This window comes from Glycomyces sp. NPDC047010, from assembly GCF_040644205.1.
Classification (GTDB): domain Bacteria; phylum Actinomycetota; class Actinomycetes; order Mycobacteriales; family Micromonosporaceae; genus Glycomyces.
This window is the reverse complement of sequence record NZ_JBEYVY010000018.1, coordinates 31347-45857: the sequence shown is the minus strand read 5'-3', so window position 1 is coordinate 45857 and position 14511 is coordinate 31347. Positions and strand designations below refer to the sequence as shown.

15 protein-coding genes are annotated in these 14511 nt (G+C 71.0%); 8 read left to right on the top strand and 7 right to left on the bottom strand.

Translation table 11 applies throughout. From position 1 onward, the window contains the following. Positions 1–39: 39 nt before the first annotated feature. Positions 40–1524 (bottom strand): RICIN domain-containing protein, encoded by a 1485-nt coding sequence (locus AB0A65_RS25805; protein ID WP_359955456.1) that lies wholly within the window; start codon positions 1522–1524, stop codon positions 40–42. Between the two features lie 212 nt (positions 1525–1736). Between AB0A65_RS25805 and AB0A65_RS25800 the strand changes: the two genes are divergently transcribed. The 8 genes from AB0A65_RS25800 (at position 1737) to AB0A65_RS25765 (ending at position 10841) form a co-directional block, all read left to right on the top strand. Then, positions 1737–3683: a DNA polymerase III subunit gamma and tau gene (locus AB0A65_RS25800; protein ID WP_359955453.1), complete on the top strand. Its 1947-nt coding sequence runs from the start codon at positions 1737–1739 to the stop codon at positions 3681–3683. A 112-nt stretch (positions 3684–3795) separates the two neighbouring features. Next, a complete protein-coding gene (locus AB0A65_RS25795) occupies positions 3796–4122 on the top strand; it encodes a YbaB/EbfC family nucleoid-associated protein (RefSeq protein ID WP_359955496.1) in 327 nt (108 codons plus the stop codon). A 36-nt stretch (positions 4123–4158) separates the two neighbouring features. After that, positions 4159–4755 (top strand): recombination mediator RecR, encoded by a 597-nt coding sequence (gene recR, locus AB0A65_RS25790; RefSeq protein WP_359955450.1) that lies wholly within the window; start codon positions 4159–4161, stop codon positions 4753–4755. Positions 4756–4967: 212 nt separating this feature from the next. Continuing rightward, complete coding sequence (locus AB0A65_RS25785; protein ID WP_359955447.1) at positions 4968–6710, top strand: ABC transporter substrate-binding protein; 1743 nt, start codon at positions 4968–4970, stop codon at positions 6708–6710. 21 nt (positions 6711–6731) lie between these two features. Beyond that, positions 6732–7739, top strand: coding sequence for an ABC transporter permease (locus tag AB0A65_RS25780; protein ID WP_359955444.1), 1008 nt, complete (start codon positions 6732–6734; stop codon positions 7737–7739). Beyond that, a complete protein-coding gene (locus AB0A65_RS25775; protein ID WP_359955441.1) occupies positions 7736–8698 on the top strand; it encodes an ABC transporter permease in 963 nt (320 codons plus the stop codon). The genes AB0A65_RS25780 and AB0A65_RS25775 overlap by 4 nt, the downstream gene beginning before the upstream one ends. Further along, on the top strand, positions 8698–9783 hold the full coding sequence (locus AB0A65_RS25770; protein ID WP_359955438.1) for an ABC transporter ATP-binding protein: 1086 nt from the start codon (positions 8698–8700) through the stop codon (positions 9781–9783). The genes AB0A65_RS25775 and AB0A65_RS25770 overlap by 1 nt, the downstream gene beginning before the upstream one ends. Further along, the gene (locus AB0A65_RS25765; protein WP_359955435.1) at positions 9780–10841 is read left to right on the top strand and encodes an oligopeptide/dipeptide ABC transporter ATP-binding protein; all 1062 of its coding nucleotides are present in this window, start codon (positions 9780–9782) and stop codon (positions 10839–10841) included. Before AB0A65_RS25770 ends, AB0A65_RS25765 begins: the two co-directional genes overlap by 4 nt. 83 nt (positions 10842–10924) lie before the next feature. On the opposite strand, the gene AB0A65_RS25760 is transcribed toward AB0A65_RS25765, so the two are convergent. From AB0A65_RS25760 to AB0A65_RS25735, 6 genes are all read right to left on the bottom strand, one after another. Beyond that, on the bottom strand, positions 10925–11368 hold the full coding sequence (locus AB0A65_RS25760) for a hypothetical protein (RefSeq protein ID WP_359955432.1): 444 nt from the start codon (positions 11366–11368) through the stop codon (positions 10925–10927). 31 nt (positions 11369–11399) lie between these two features. Next, a complete protein-coding gene (locus AB0A65_RS25755) occupies positions 11400–11924 on the bottom strand; it encodes an EndoU domain-containing protein (protein ID WP_359955429.1) in 525 nt (174 codons plus the stop codon). Between the two features lie 9 nt (positions 11925–11933). After that, positions 11934–12428 carry a hypothetical protein gene (locus AB0A65_RS25750; RefSeq protein ID WP_359955426.1) on the bottom strand — a complete coding sequence of 165 codons (495 nt, stop codon included), beginning with the start codon at positions 12426–12428 and terminating at the stop codon, positions 11934–11936. Beyond that, the gene (locus AB0A65_RS25745) at positions 12428–12760 is read right to left on the bottom strand and encodes a hypothetical protein (protein ID WP_359955423.1); all 333 of its coding nucleotides are present in this window, start codon (positions 12758–12760) and stop codon (positions 12428–12430) included. The genes AB0A65_RS25750 and AB0A65_RS25745 overlap by 1 nt, the downstream gene beginning before the upstream one ends. Next, entirely contained in the window at positions 12760–13188 is a 429-nt protein-coding gene (locus AB0A65_RS25740; protein WP_359955420.1) for a YbaB/EbfC family nucleoid-associated protein, read from the bottom strand. Before AB0A65_RS25740 ends, AB0A65_RS25745 begins: the two co-directional genes overlap by 1 nt. Positions 13189–13280: 92 nt before the next feature. Beyond that, positions 13281–14510, bottom strand: coding sequence for an amidohydrolase family protein (locus AB0A65_RS25735; protein WP_359955417.1), 1230 nt, complete (start codon positions 14508–14510; stop codon positions 13281–13283). Position 14511: the final 1 nt, after the last annotated feature.

The following is a 14511-nucleotide window of genomic DNA, read 5'->3' as shown; positions in this document are numbered from 1 at the left end:
CGGTGCCCGCCCCGAAGCCGGGGCGGGCACCGCCGCGTTCTAGATGTACTGGTCGATGATCGGGGTCAGGCGGTTGGCGATCTTGAGGTGGCCGGCGTCGCTCGGGTGGACCGAGTCGACGAGGTCGCCCGCGTCCGGCAGCCAGCCGGTGGTGTCGACGAAGTGGACCTTGGAGTCGCCGGCGCTGGTGCGGGCGTTGACGGCGGCGAGGGTCTCGGGGACGTAGCGGCCGCGGAACGTCTGGAGCGCGAAGATGTGCGCGTTCGGGTAGGCCTGGCGGACCCGCTCCAGCATGGTGATGTAGTTGGCCTGGAACGTGGTCGTGGAGACCCCGTGTCCGACGTCGTTGGTGCCCAGATTGATCACGACGGCCGTGGCCTGGTACCGCGAGAAGTTCCAGTCGTCCGAAGTGGACGCCATGGAGGTGCGGCGGAACCAGTCCATCATCCCCCAGCACCCGTCCGAGGTGCTGACGAGGCACGCGCCGCCCTGCGCGACCTGCGTGTGGCCCGCGTTCAGGTTGTCGCCCACCAGGTACGGGTAGGCCGTGAACGGCCGGTTCCCGTTGGGCTGGCCCACGGTGATGGAGTCGCCGATGAACTCGATGAAGTTCGCCGGGCGGCTGATCGCGCTGGTGGCGCCGCCGGAGGCGAGGATGAGGCCGCCGAACGCCGGGTCGCCGGTGTAGGACCCGGCCTTCTCGCGGAAGCCGATGCGGATCGTGTGGGTCCCCGAGGAGAGCCCGGTGCGGATCGTGACGTTCCCGGAGACGGCCCGCAGCCAGGTCTCGGCGCCGCCGTCGACCGAGTAGTACAGGTCGATCGTGTTGCGGAGCTTCACGCCGATGGAGGAGCCGGTGAAGGCCCCCTCGACGTAGCCGCCGGCCCAGCCCATCGTGTAGAACGACGCGTCGGTGGTGTTCCAGCGGCCGTAGTACTGGAGGTTCGGGTCGTTGACCGCGCCGTTCCCGGCCGCGGCGATCGGGACGAGCTTCCAGTGCTGCGATTCGAGGTTGTTGCGGTCGTACTGGGAGACGCGCGGGCCCGCGCTGGTGGCCCACTCCCAGTTGTCGAGGGCCTTGCCGGAGTTGCGGTTCACGAGTTCGACGGAGCCGTCGGACTGGGTGTTGGCCTGCCACTGCTGGTTGGTGCCGTTGTTGTCGGTCCACTGCACGAGGTTCGCGCCGTTCTCGGTGGACTTGGCGTAGACGTCGAGTACCTGATTCGAGTGCCGGGCCTGGATCCGGTAGTAGCCGCTGCCGGAGTCGACGAATCGGAACTGCTGGTTGGTCGCCGAGGACGGCGCGGCGAGGACCGCGGCGGCGCCGGTCGTGGTGGAGGCGTCCTGGATGCTGACGGCGAGGCCGGAGAAGTCGTTGACGATCCGGTACCAGGTGCCGGTCTCGACGGCGGCCGCCGGGGCGGCGCCGAGGGCGGTGAACCCGGCCGCGGTGCAGACGGCCGCGACGGCGGCGGCCAGCCACCGGGCGAGCCGCGCGCGGCGGGTCGGAGCGGGAGTGCGCAAGGGGGAGCTCCTTTACATTGAAACGTTTAAATGTCTTGCGATTGTAAGAGGATACCGCTTTCATCCGTTCTGATCCACCCCTCGCGACGACGGGCGTATGACCGCCGCACCAAGACCCCCGGTCAGCCGCAGAACGTCGGACCCAGCCCGTACCCTGGCTTGAGGCGCGCCGTGCAGCGGCGCCGCCGAGGGGCGATCAGCAGGAGGAGAACGTGGCACTCGCGCTCTACCGCAAGTACCGGCCGCAGACCTTCGCGGAAGTGGTCGGCCAGGAGCACGTGACCGAACCCCTCATCAACGCCATCACCGCCGGGCGCCTCAACCACGCCTACCTCTTCTCCGGGCCCCGCGGCTGCGGCAAGACCTCCTCGGCCCGCATCCTCGCCCGCTCCCTCAACTGCGCCCAGGGCCCCACCGCCGAGCCGTGCGGCGAGTGCCGCTCGTGCGTCGCGCTCTCGGCCGCCGGGCACGGCTCGGTCGACGTCATCGAGATCGACGCCGCCAGCCACGGCGGCGTGGACGACGCCCGCGAGCTGCGCGAACGCGCCGTCTTCGCGCCCGTGGACTCCCGCTTCAAGATCTACATCATCGACGAAGCGCACATGGTCACCGCCGCCGGTTTCAACGCGCTGCTCAAGCTCGTCGAGGAGCCGCCGGAGTACGTGCTCTTCATCTTCGCGACCACCGAGCCGGACAAGGTCCTCCCGACCATCCGCTCCCGCACGCACCACTACCCGTTCCGGCTCATCCCGCCGCCCGCGATGCGCGAGCTGTGCCGCAAGCTCTGCGACGAGGAGGGCGCCGTCGTCGCCGACGACGTGCTCCCGCTCGTCGTCCGCGCCGGGGGCGGCTCCGCGCGCGACACGCTCTCCGTGCTCGACCAGCTCATCGCCGGTGCCGGGCCCGAAGGCGTCACGTACGAGCGGGCCGCCGGGCTCCTCGGCGTCACCGACGCCGGGCTCCTGGACGAGATGTGCGAGGCGTTCGCCGCCGCCGACGGCGCGGCCGTCATGGAAGTGGTCGAGCGCGTAGTCGAAGGCGGCCACGACCCCCGCCGCTTCGCCGGGGACCTCCTCGAACGCCTCCGCGACCTCATCGTCCTCACGCAGGTCCCCGACGCGGGTGCGAACGGCCTCGTGGACGCGCCCGCCGACCAGCTCGGGAAGATGACCAGCCAGGCCACCCGCATGGGCACCTCGACGCTCGCGCGCATGGCCGAGGTCGTCGCCGCCGGGCTCGCGGGGATGCGCGGCGCCACCGCGCCGCGCCTGCTCCTCGAACTCGCGTGCGTGCGCGCGATCCTCCCCGGCTCCGACGAGTCCATGGCCGGGCTCATGCAGCGCCTCGAAACGCTGGAGCAGCGCGCCGCCGGAGCGGCCCTCGCCGCCCCCGCGCGGCCCGTCGCGGCACCCGTCGAGCCCGCCCCGGCCGCGGTCCGCCCCGCGCCCGCCAAGCCCGCCGAGGCCCCCGCCGCACCGGCCCCCGAGCCCGCCGCCGCGCAGGCCGCGGTCCCGCCGTGGGACGACGCCGAAGCGCCGCAGGCGAAAGCGCCCGAACCCGCGCCCGCCGCGCCCGCGGAGGAGCCCCCCGCCGAGGAGTGGACCGCGCCCCCGCCGGCCCCCGTCTACGAGCCCGAGCCCGCCGGAGGCGGCACCTCCGCCGCCTCGGTGCGCCGCCAGTGGGACCGGATCATGATGGCCGTCAAGGACAAGAAGCGCACCACCGCCGCGCTCCTCCAGGACGCCACCATCGCCGACGCCGCCGCGGGCGAGCTGGTCCTCACCTTCAAGCACGCGTTCCACGCGGAGAACCTCCAGAAGGAGCCCGCCTACGGCATCGTCGTGGGCGTCCTCGGCGACGTCCTCGGCGGCACCTGGAAGATCCGATGCGAGGTGGGGGAGGCGGGGACCCTCCCAAAAGCCCCGGGGGGAGCGGCGCCGGCCCCGGCGCCTAGGTCCGCCGCGCCCGCGTCCCGGCCCGCCGCACCCGGCCGCCAGGCCGCGGCGCCCGTGGCCGAGGCCGTCGAGGAGCCCCCGCCGGACGACTACGACGAGCCCAGCCCCGACGACCCCGTGGCCCCCGGCGGCTTCGGGACCAGCGAGGAGCAGGCGATCAAGCTCATCACCTCCGCGTTCGGCGCCAAGCAGATCGCGCGCTGACCCGCCGGACCCGACGGTCCGGGCGTGCTCCACGGCCGCCGTCGCCCCGTGCGGCTAGGCTTGCCGCCAGACCAGGAGAACCGGAAACCGAAGGCGAGGAGACGACATGGACATGTTCCCGGGCGGAGACATGCAGAAGCTGCTCCAGCAGGCCCAGCAGATGCAGGCCGACATGCTGAAGGCCCAGGCCGAACTGGCCGAGAGCGAGGTCACCGCGGCCGCGGGCGGCGGGCTCGTCTCCGCCACCGTCACCGGCGACGGCGAGCTCAAGGCCGTCAAGATCGACCCGCAGGCGGTCGACCCCGAGGACGTCGAGACCCTCGAAGACCTCATCGTCGCGGCCGTCCAGGCCGCCGGCGCCGACGCGAAGCGCCTCGCGGCCCAGAAGATGGGCCCGCTCGGCGACGCCCTCGGCGGCATGGGCCTCCCGGGCATGTAGCCCGGCCCCACCACGCGGAACCACGGAGGAGAATCCTTGTACGACGGGGCTTTGGGCGACCTCATCGAGGAGCTCGGGCAGCTGCCCGGGATCGGCCCGAAGAGTGCGCAGCGGCTGGCCTTCCACCTGCTGGCGTCGGAGAGCGCGGACGTCGAGCGGCTCACCTCGGCGCTGGAGCGGGTGAAGGCCCAGGTCCGGTTCTGCGAGACGTGCGGCAACGTCACCGAGGGCGAGCAGTGCGGCATCTGCCGCGACCCGCGCCGCTCCGAGGCGCTCATCTGCGTCGTGGAGGAGCCGAAGGACGTCCTCGCCATCGAGCGCACCGGCGAGTTCCGCGGCCGGTACCACGTGCTCGGCGGGGCCATCAACCCGTTGGAGGGCATCGGCCCCGACGACCTGCGCATCCGCCAGCTCATGGTGCGGCTCCAGGCCGGGGAGACCACCGAGCTCATCATCGCCACCGACCCGAACACCGAGGGGGAGGCCACCGCCACGTACCTGGCGATGCTGCTGAAACCCATGGGGCTCAAGGTGACGAGGCTGGCCAGCGGCCTGCCCGTGGGCGGCGACCTGGAGTACGCCGACGAAGTGACCCTCGGGCGGGCCTTCTCGGGCCGCCGGGCCATGGACTGAGTGGACCCCCGGCGCCGTTCCGCGCCGCGCGTAGTCCGTTTTGAAAGGCGTTGTCGCACAACGCTTTTCACTTGCGCATGGTTGATGCGGATTCGGTAACAATAGCCCGCGGAACGGTCACGATCACATAACGCTTAACAGTGGTGTAACTCACCGTGTTCTAGTCTGTTTGGTACCTCCGAATACCCAACGACCGACGGGTGAGACAACCTATGCGCACGTCCCCAACCCCAGTCAGGCGCGCCCTGGCCGCCGCGGCGAGCGCCGCGATGGCAGTGGGCATCCTCGCCGCCTGCGGCTCCGACGGCGATGACGGCGGCGACGCCGAATCCGCCGAGGACTTCGACTTCTCCTGCCCGGAGCGGACCGACGGGACCCCCGAGGCGGACACCGCTGCCAACGAGTCGCAGCCGTTCGTCTTCGGCTCCCCGGGCGACCCGACCAGCATGGACCCGGTCCTCGCCTCCGACGGCGAGACCTTCCGCGTCACCCGCCAGATCTACGAGACCCTCGTCGACACCGACTGCACCGACAGCGTGCCGGGCCTCGCCGAGTCGTGGGACCAGAACCCGGAGGGCACCGAGTGGACCTTCCACCTGCGTGAAGGCGTGACCTTCAGCGACGGCACCGCCCTCGACGGCGCCGCGGTCTGCACGAACTTCGAGCGGTGGGCGAACTTCAAGGGCGGCTACCAGTCCCCGAACTTCACCTACTACTACTCCGCGATCTTCGGCGGCTTCACCGAGAACGACCCGGCCATGGGCATCGAGGCCGACCCGATCTACCAGGGCTGCACCGCGGACGGACTGGACGCGACGATCTCGCTGAGCCAGTACACCTCCAGCTTCCCGGGCGCGTTCTCCCTCAGCTCCTTCTCGATCATCAGCCCCGCCTCCCTTGAGGCGATCGCCGACGTCGAGCTGGCCGCCGCGGACTCGCCGCTGCCCGACTACTCGCAGACCGCCGGGACCCTCGCGGGCACCGGCCCCTACGTCCTCACCGACTGGGACCACAGCGAGCAGCAGGTCACGCTGACGCGCAACGACACCTACTGGGGCGAGGCCGCGAAGGTCAAGACCCTGATCTTCCGCACCATCTCCGACGAGACCGCCCGCCGCCAGGCCCTTGAGGCCGGCGACATCCAGGGCTACGACCTCGCCGCCCCCGCCGACGTGCAGCCGCTCATCGACGCGGGCTTCCAGGTCCCCGTCCGCGGCGTGTTCAACCTGCTGTACCTCGCGTACACGCAGGGCCAGGCGCCCCTTGAGGACCACGCGGTCCGCGAGGCCCTGTCCTACGCCGTCGACCGCGAGCGCATCGTCAACAACGTGCTCCCGCCGGGCGGCCTGGTCGCCACGCAGTTCATCCCGCCGAGCCTGGAGGGCTACTCCGACGACGTCAAGACCTACGACTACGACGTCGACAAGGCCAAGGACCTGCTCGCCGAGGCCGGCCAGGAGGACCTGACGCTGACGTTCTGCTACCCGACCGACGTGTCGCGCCCGTACATGCCGGCGCCGAAGGACATCTTCGACATGATCGCCTCCGACCTCGAAGCGGCCGGCGTCACGGTCGAAGCCCGCCCGATCACCTGGGTCGAGTACATCCCGACCACCCGCTCCGGCGAGTGCCCGCTGTACCTGCTCGGCTGGACCGGCGACTTCAGCGACCCGTACAACTTCCTCGGCACCTGGTTCGCCGCCGAGTCCACCGAGTGGGGCTTCGACAACCAGGAGGTCTTCGACTCGATCGCGGCCGCCAACACCGAGCCCGACGAGGCCACCCGCGTCGACCTGTGGAAGACCGCCAACGAGGCCGTGATGGAAGAGCTCCCGGGCCTGCCGCTGTCGTCCTCCCCGCCGTCGATCGCCTTCGCCGCCAACGTGTACCCGCCGACCGTCTCCCCGCTGACGCAGGAGAACTTCGCGCAGGTCTACTTCACCACCGGCTCCTAACCGAATCCCGACTAGCACAACATGCTGCGCTACACCGTCAAGCGCCTCCTGCAACTGGCCGTGGCCCTCTTGGGACTCTCGCTGCTGCTCTTCGCGTGGTTCAAAGCCCTTCCGGGCGGACCCGAGAACCGGCTGCTCCCCGAGAACGCCACGGACCAGCAGCGGGAGGCGCTGCGGGCGGCCCTGGGGCTCGACGAGCCCGTCTGGGTCCAGTACGGGGACTTCCTGGGACGGATCGTCCGCTTCGACTTCGGCAGTTCGCTGTCGAGCGGGCGGCCCGTCGCCACGGAGCTCGCCGACCGGCTGCCCGCCACCATCGAACTGTCCCTGGCCGCGATGATCATCGCCGTCGGCCTGGGCATTCCGCTCGGCTACCTCGCGGCCAGGCGCCGCGGGACGTGGCTGGACTTCACCGCCGTCTCCGGTTCGCTCCTGGGCACGTGCATCCCGATCTTCTTCCTCGCCGCCATGCTGAAAGTGGTGTTCGCGCAGGAGCTCGGGTGGCTCCCCACGACGTTCCGGCTCTCCGCCGGGGCCGACTACACGGAGGTCACGGGCCTCAGAGTGATCGACGGGCTGATAACCGGGGAGTTCGACATCGCCTGGGACGCGGTGCTGCACCTGGTGCTGCCCGCGATAGCCCTGTCGTCGATCCCGCTCGCGGTCATCGTGCGCATCACCCGCGCCAGCGTCCTCGACGTCGTCGGCGAGGACTACGTGCGCACCGCTGACGCCAAGGGCCTCAAGCCCTCCGTGATCCGCGGCCGCCACGTCATGCGCAACGCGATGCTCCCGATCGCCACGATCATCGGCCTGCTCCTGGGCAGCCTGTTCGCGGGCGCCGTGCTCACCGAGTCGGTGTTCTCCTTCGGCGGCATCGGCTCCTTCGTGTACCAGGCGACGACCGAGCGCGACTACCCGGCGCTCATGGGCTTCATCCTCGTGATCGCCATGTTCTACGTCGCCATCAACCTGATCGTGGACCTGTCGTACGGGCTCCTCGACCCGAGAGTGCGGGTGCGGTCATGACCGTCGCGAAGATCGAGAAGCTCGACCGGCTCATCGAGGCGAGCGTCTCCGCCCGCGAGGCGCAGACCGGTTCGCTGCTGCGCCAGTCGTTCCGGCGGCTCAAGCGCTCCCCGATGGCCGTCACGGGCGGCGTCATCGTCGGCCTGTTCGTGATCGTGGCGGTCCTCGGGCCGTGGATCGCCCCGTACGACCCGACCGCGCAGACCTGGGGCCGCGAGGTGTTCCTCAACCGGAACATCTTCCCCGGGCCGCGCGCGGAGAACTGGTTCGGCCTGGACCACCTGGGCCGGGACATGTTCTCCCGCATGATCGTCGGGGCCCGCCAGACGCTCCTGGTGGGCGTCGTCGCGACGCTCATCGGCTTCGTCGCGGGCGCGGTCATCGGCGGGGTCGCCGCCGCCGCGGGCACCTTCGGGGGCCGCTGGGGCGAGCGTATCGAGGCCGTCCTCATGCGCACCGTCGACGTGGCCCTCGCCATCCCGATGCTCCTGCTCGCCCTGAGCGTCGCGGCCCTCCTGGGCCCGTCGCTGAGCACCGTCATGGTCGCAGTCGGGGTCGCCCAGATCCCGATCTTCGCGCGGCTGCTGCGCGGATCGATGCTGGCGCAGGCGCACTCGGACTACGTGCTCGCCGCCGTCTCCCTGGGCGTCCCCAAGGGACGGATCGTCGTCTCGCACATCCTGCCCAACTCGCTCGGACCGGTCATCGTCCAGGCCACCCTGGTGCTCGCCACCGCGATCATCGAGGCCGCCGCGCTGTCCTACCTGGGCCTGGGCAACCCCGACCCCGGCAGCGCCGAATGGGGCACCATGCTCGCCGACGCGCAGCGGTTCCTTTCGGGGGCACCGCAACTCGCCATCTACCCGGCGGTCGCCATCATCGTGACCGCGCTCGGGTTCACCCTCCTCGGCGAGGCCATGCGCGAATCGCTCGACCCGAGGCTGAGGAGGCAGGAGTAGTGGCACTGCTCGAAGTAGAGGACCTGCGGGTCGCGTTCGGGGCGTCCACCGCCGTCGACGGCGTCTCCTTCTCCGTGGAGCAGGGGAAGATCGTCGGCCTCGTCGGCGAGTCCGGGTGCGGCAAGTCCGTCACCAGCCTCGCCGTCATGGGCCTCCTCCCGAGGGGCCGGGCCGCCAAGGCCCGCAAGGGGGACCAGCCGGTCCAGGCCGCCGCCGAAGAGGCGTCGCCCGGGTCCGTCAAGGCCAGTGTCGCCGCGCCCCAGGCCGTCCCGGCCGGGGGCGGGCGCCGCAAGGGCGGCGGCGCCGACGTCAGCGGCCGGGCCGTCTTCGACGGCACCGACCTCCTGTCGCTGCCCGCCTCCCAGATGCGCCGCCGCCGCGGCAAGGACCTCGCCATGGTCTTCCAGGACCCCCTGTCGAGCCTCAACCCGGTCGTCCCCATCGGACGGCAGATCACCGAGGTCCTCGAACGGCACCGGGGCCTCAAGGGCGACAAGGCGAACAAGGAGGCCGCCGCCCTCCTCGACCGCGTCGGCATCCCCGACCCGGTCCGCCGCCTCAAGGAGTACCCGCACCAGCTCTCCGGCGGCATGCGCCAGCGCGTGCTCATCGCGATCGCCGTCGCGTGCGCCCCGCGCCTGCTCATCGCCGACGAGCCGACGACCGCGCTCGACGTGACGATCCAGGCGCAGATCCTGGAGCTGCTCAAGGACCTCGTCGACCACGAGGGCACCGCGCTGCTCATGATCACGCACGACCTCGGGGTCGTCGCGGGCATGTGCGACGAGGTGAACGTGCTCTACTCGGGGCGCGTGGTCGAGTCGGCGCCGGTGCGCGAGCTGTTCGCGCGGCCCACGCACCCGTACACGGTGGGGCTGCTCGGGTCGATCCCGCGCCTGGACCTGCCGCTGCACGAGCCGCTGACGCCGATCCGCGGCTCGATCGCCGACGTCATCCGCTGGAAGGACGGCTGCGCGTTCGCGCCCCGCTGCGACCGCGTCGCCGACGCGTGCGTCGCGGGCGAGCCCGCGCTCATCGGGAGCGAGCACGCCCACCGCTGCGTCATGGCCGAGGAGGTCGCATGAGCACCGAGCCCGAGGACCTCGCCGAAGTGGCGGAGCCGCTCGTCCCCGCGCAGCGCGCCGAGGAGCCGGACCCGTCCGCCTCCGAGCCCGCGCTGCTGGAGGTCGAGGACCTGAAGGTCCACTTCCCGATCCGCCGCGGCGTGCTCGTGGAGCGCGTCGTCGGCCACGTGCGCGCGGTCGACGGCGTGAGCCTCCGAGTGGCCCAGGGCGGCACGTACGGCCTCGTGGGCGAGTCCGGCTGCGGCAAGACCACCTTCGGGCGGGCCGTGCTGCGCCTGGAGGAGCCCACGGCCGGCCGCGTGTGCCTCGGCGACGACGACGTGACGACCCTGAAGCCCGAGCGGCTGCGGAAGTTCCGCTCCCGCATGCAGATGGTCTTCCAGGACCCGCTGGGCTCGCTCAACCCGCGCCACAACGTGGACATGCTCCTCGCGGAGCCGCTCAAGGTCCACGGGGTCGGCTCGAAGGCCGAGCGCCGCAAGCTCGCCGTCGAGACGCTCGACGCGGTGGGCCTGCCCAAGACGGTGCTGGAGCGGTTCCCGCACGAGTTCTCGGGCGGCCAGCGCCAGCGGCTGGGCATCGCGCGGGCGCTCATGCTGCGGCCGGACCTGATCGTGTGCGACGAGCCGGTCTCCGCGCTCGACGTGTCGATCCAGGCCCAGGTCATGAACCTGCTCGACGAGCTCCAGGGCGAGTTCGGGCTGACGTACCTGGTGATCGCGCACGACCTGGCGGTGGTCCGGCACCTCTCGGACCGGGTCGGGGTCATGTACCTCGGGAAGCTCGTGGAGGAGGCCGACTCGGCCTCGATCTACGAGCACCCCCGCCACCCGTACACGAAGGCGCTGCTCTCGGCTGTGCCGCAACCCGATCCGGAGAAGGAGGCCACCCGCGAGCGCATCATCCTCAAGGGCGACCTGCCGTCCCCGGCGAACCCGCCCTCGGGCTGCCGCTTCCGCACCCGCTGCCCGTGGGCGCAGGACATCTGCGCGGAGCAGGAGCCGGAGTGGCGCGAGGCGGCGAGCGGCCACAAGGTCGCCTGCCACTTCGATCTTTGATCGAACAGAGGCGCAGTTACTTGTAGGACGAGATGACGAAGGCGCGGACCGCAATTGCGTTCCGCGCCTTCGTCATCAGTTGCTTATGCGGGCCCTTGCTCCGGGATGCCCATGCGCCCGCGGTACGGGTGGCGGATCTGCCAGGACGCCTCCCACTGGAGGAGGCCCTCCTGCCATTCGGCGAGGTCGGGCCGGTAGGTCCGGGGCGCGTTGGCGCGCTCGGGGGTCTCGACCATGAACTGCCAGAAGTCCTCCAGCGCGGTCCTGACGGTCTCGACGTCGTACTCCGCGCGCTGGCGGTTGCCGTAGACGGCCTGGATGGTGACGCCGGAGGGGTCGAACTCGACGTCCCAGCCCTCGGAGTCCCACTGCTCGAACGGCTGCCCGCCGCTGCGGACGTCGTCGATCATGGCGAGGGCGTCGAGGAGCACGCGGAACTTCCGGCCGATGTCGGTGCAGATCCAGGCGGCGAGGACGTCCTGGCCGGCGGGCGCGGCGTCCACGACCGGGCCGAAGTAGTCGTCCATTCTGAAGCGCATTGTTCAGCGGTGCCTTTCGTTACTGCTGGTCAGATGGGAAGCCGTGCGTGTATCCGCGGCCGTTGTTGCCGTCATAGTAGCCGCTGATCTTGACGCCGCCGGACTCCCCGACCCACATGTTCGGGTCGGTGGGGTGCGGCTGGCTCTTGCGGAACGCGGTGGCGATGTTCTTGTCGACGTCGGCGCCGGTCCACGAGTCGGGGAAGAAGGTGGAGGTGCCGCCGTTGCCGCCCTTGGGTTTCCAGATGGGCGGCGGTCCGGCGTCGAAGAACTCGGGGTCGGCCTGGTAGACGCCGTTGTCGCCGACGGGCCGTTTGGAGTCGGGTCTGATGCGGCGGCCGTCGAAGTCGTTGCCGCCGGGGCGCCAGTGGTAGCCCGAGCCGGAGGGCCGGCCGGGCCGGACGTCGCCGACGAGGGCGTGCTGGAGCTTGTCGTAGTCCATCTTGTTCTGCTGGGCGCGCCCGGCGCGCTGCTTCTTCGCCTTCTGGAAGAACTCCAGGGCGGCGCTGATGAGCTTGCCGCCGCTTTTCTTTCCGGTTCCCACGGGCCGCGCCTATGCGTCGATGAGCTTGAAGATGGCTTCCTGCACGAGGTTGCCGACGACGGTCCGCGAGATCTGCTGGAAGATCGGGACCTGGAGCAGGGACGCGCCGAAGGTGACGGCGGCCTCGGCGATCGCCATGGCGATCTGGACGGCGAGGATCACCAGCTGCACGATGACCATGATCTTGAGGCACAGCACGATGACGGCGCAGATGATGAGGCCGACGCCCGCGATCATGGAGCCGACGGAGCCGTCCCCGATGATCTTCTGGGGGCCGTCCTCGCTCTCCCACCATGCCTGGAACGCGTCGATGTCCTTGCCGACCTGCTCGGTCCACGCGGAGGCGGCGTTCTCGGCGGACTCGCCGTTGAGGTCCCCGAGCTTGCCGCCGAAGTCCATCCACGCCTGCCCGAAGTCCATGAGGTTGTCCTCATTGGACTGGGGCCAGTCGTAGCCGAGGATGCCGAGGAGGCTCGCGAGCTCGGAGGGCAGCGTGATCGCCATCAGGCGCCACCGCCGATCTCGGAGGCGATCTGCGCGAACGCCTGGGACACCGCGTTGTCGGCGTCGAGGTGCTGGGCCGCGAAGTCGCGCACGTCCACCCCGGCGTCGGCCATCGACTGGGCCGCTTCGGTGAAGCACTCCTTGGCGAACTCGAAGACCGCCTGGTGCGCCTGCTCGATGAGCCCGCCGATCTGGTCGCTCCCGCACGCGGCGGTGACGCCCTCGATGCTGGAGGCGAACTCGTCGATGGCGGTGAAGAACTTCTCCGCGGTGCCCTCGATGCGCTGCCCGCTCTGGTCGAGGGCGTCGGGGTCGATGCTGAGGTCGGGCATCAGCTCAGGCCCCGGCCGTCGGCGGCGGTCTGCACGATCCGCGCGTGGGACTCGGTGAGGGTGTTCATGAACGAACTGAGGCGCTGCACGGACTGCTGCTGGAGCTCCTCGACCTTCTCGTTGAGCCCTTCGAGGTCGATCGCCCCGGGGATGCCGGCCTGCTCGCGGGCGGCGTCGAGCGCGGCGTTGACGCCCGCGGTGATCTCCTCGCTCAGCTGCTCCTTGCTCAGGCGCACCGCGCGGGGGTCGACGATGTCCACGGCCACTTTGCCGGCCGTGGTCGCGGAGACCCTGATCATGCCGTCGGCGGCCTCGACCTCGACGGTCTGCGCACCGCTCTCCTCTTGCGCCCGCTGCGCGTCGCGCGCGATCGCGAGGGCCTTGCCGAGGGCCTCGGCGATGCCGTTGGATTCAGGTGAACTGCTCAAGGAGGCTCCTCGCGTCCGGGGCTGATGTGGAGCGACTTGAACCTAGCAAACCTTTGTTACGGACGCTGCGCAGCGCTCCCGCCGTGTGGCGGTCAGCCCAGGGTGCCCGCCTTCACCTTGCCGCCCTGCATCACCAGGTCAAGGTTGGTGCCGGGGTCGGTGAGCACGTCGATGTCGGCGAGCGGGTCGCCGTCGACCACGAGCAGGTCCGCGGCGAACCCGGGGCTGATGCGCCCGATGCGGTCCTCCTCCCCGAGGAGCCGCGCGGCGGTCACGGTCGCCGACCGGATCACGTCGGCCGCGGGGATGACCGCCCCGCGGATCGCGAACTCGTCCAGCTGGTGCTTCCTCATGCCGCCCAGCAGGTCCGAGCCGTAGCAGAGGTTCACGCCCGCCTCGTGCGCGAGTTCGAGGGCCTTGAGCCCGGCGCCGAGCACGATCTCGTTCTTCGCCAGGTTCGCCGGGGACAGCCCGTAGTCGGCGCCCTCGATCGACATGCGCCGGTAGGTCACCAAGGTGGGCACCAGGAACGCGTCGTGCTCCAGGAACAGGTCAAGACTCGACCGGTCGAGGAGGTTCCCGTGCTCGATGGACCGCACGCCCGCCTCCAGGCCGCGGTTGATGGCCCGCGCGGTGTAGGCGTGCCCGGCGACGTACCGGTTGGCCGCCTCCGCCTCCTCCACGATCGCGCGGATCTCCTCGACGGAGAACTGGGTCGAGTCGATCCGGTCGGTCGGGGACGCGACGCCGCCCGACAGCATGATCTTGACGTGGTGGGCGCCGGTGCGCAGCTGCTCGCGGGCGGCCTTGCGCACCCCGTCCACGCCGTCGCACACGAGCCCCAGGTCGGGGCAGCAGTGGTGGTCGTCGCTGACGGCGCGCCCGCGCGGGCGCATGTCCACGTGCCCGCCGGTCTGCGAGAGCGCCTTGCCGCCGAAGAAGACCCGCGGCCCGTCGATGAGCCCCTCGGCCACGGCGTCGTGGATGCCGAAGTCCGCCCCGCCGGGGTCGCGCACCGTCGTGAACCCGCGCCCGAGCATCTCCCGCAGCTCGATCGCGGCCTTGACGGCCACGTACGCGGGCGACTGGTCGCCCAGCCCCGCCAGGTCCGCGGTGTGCGCGTTGACGTGCACGTGGCAGTCGATCAGCCCCGGCATGAGCGTCCGCCCGCCCAGGTCCACCACCCTCGCGTCCGACGCCTCGACCTCGGCCCCGACGGCCGCGATCGCCCCGTCCCGCACCAGCACCCGCTGCCCGTCCACGAGCACTCCCGCGACGGTGTCGAGCACCGCCGCGTCCACGAACAGCACGGTCTCGGACATG

Excerpts from the sequence above, each read along its gene's own strand:
- AB0A65_RS25775 (WP_359955441.1), top strand. The coding sequence starts at position 7,736 with ATGACCGTCGCGAAGATCGAGAAGCTCGACCGGCTCATCGAGGCGAGC.
- AB0A65_RS25750 (WP_359955426.1), bottom strand. The coding sequence starts at position 12,428 with ATGGCGATCACGCTGCCCTCCGAGCTCGCGAGCCTCCTCGGCATCCTC.
- AB0A65_RS25735 (WP_359955417.1), bottom strand. The coding sequence starts at position 14,510 with ATGTCCGAGACCGTGCTGTTCGTGGACGCGGCGGTGCTCGACACCGTC.
- AB0A65_RS25785 (WP_359955447.1), top strand. The coding sequence starts at position 4,968 with ATGCGCACGTCCCCAACCCCAGTCAGGCGCGCCCTGGCCGCCGCGGCG.
- AB0A65_RS25795 (WP_359955496.1), top strand. The coding sequence starts at position 3,796 with ATGTTCCCGGGCGGAGACATGCAGAAGCTGCTCCAGCAGGCCCAGCAG.
- AB0A65_RS25760 (WP_359955432.1), bottom strand. The coding sequence starts at position 11,368 with ATGGACGACTACTTCGGCCCGGTCGTGGACGCCGCGCCCGCCGGCCAG.
- AB0A65_RS25765 (WP_359955435.1), top strand. The coding sequence starts at position 9,780 with ATGAGCACCGAGCCCGAGGACCTCGCCGAAGTGGCGGAGCCGCTCGTC.
- AB0A65_RS25780 (WP_359955444.1), top strand. The coding sequence starts at position 6,732 with ATGCTGCGCTACACCGTCAAGCGCCTCCTGCAACTGGCCGTGGCCCTC.
- AB0A65_RS25745 (WP_359955423.1), bottom strand. The coding sequence starts at position 12,760 with ATGCCCGACCTCAGCATCGACCCCGACGCCCTCGACCAGAGCGGGCAG.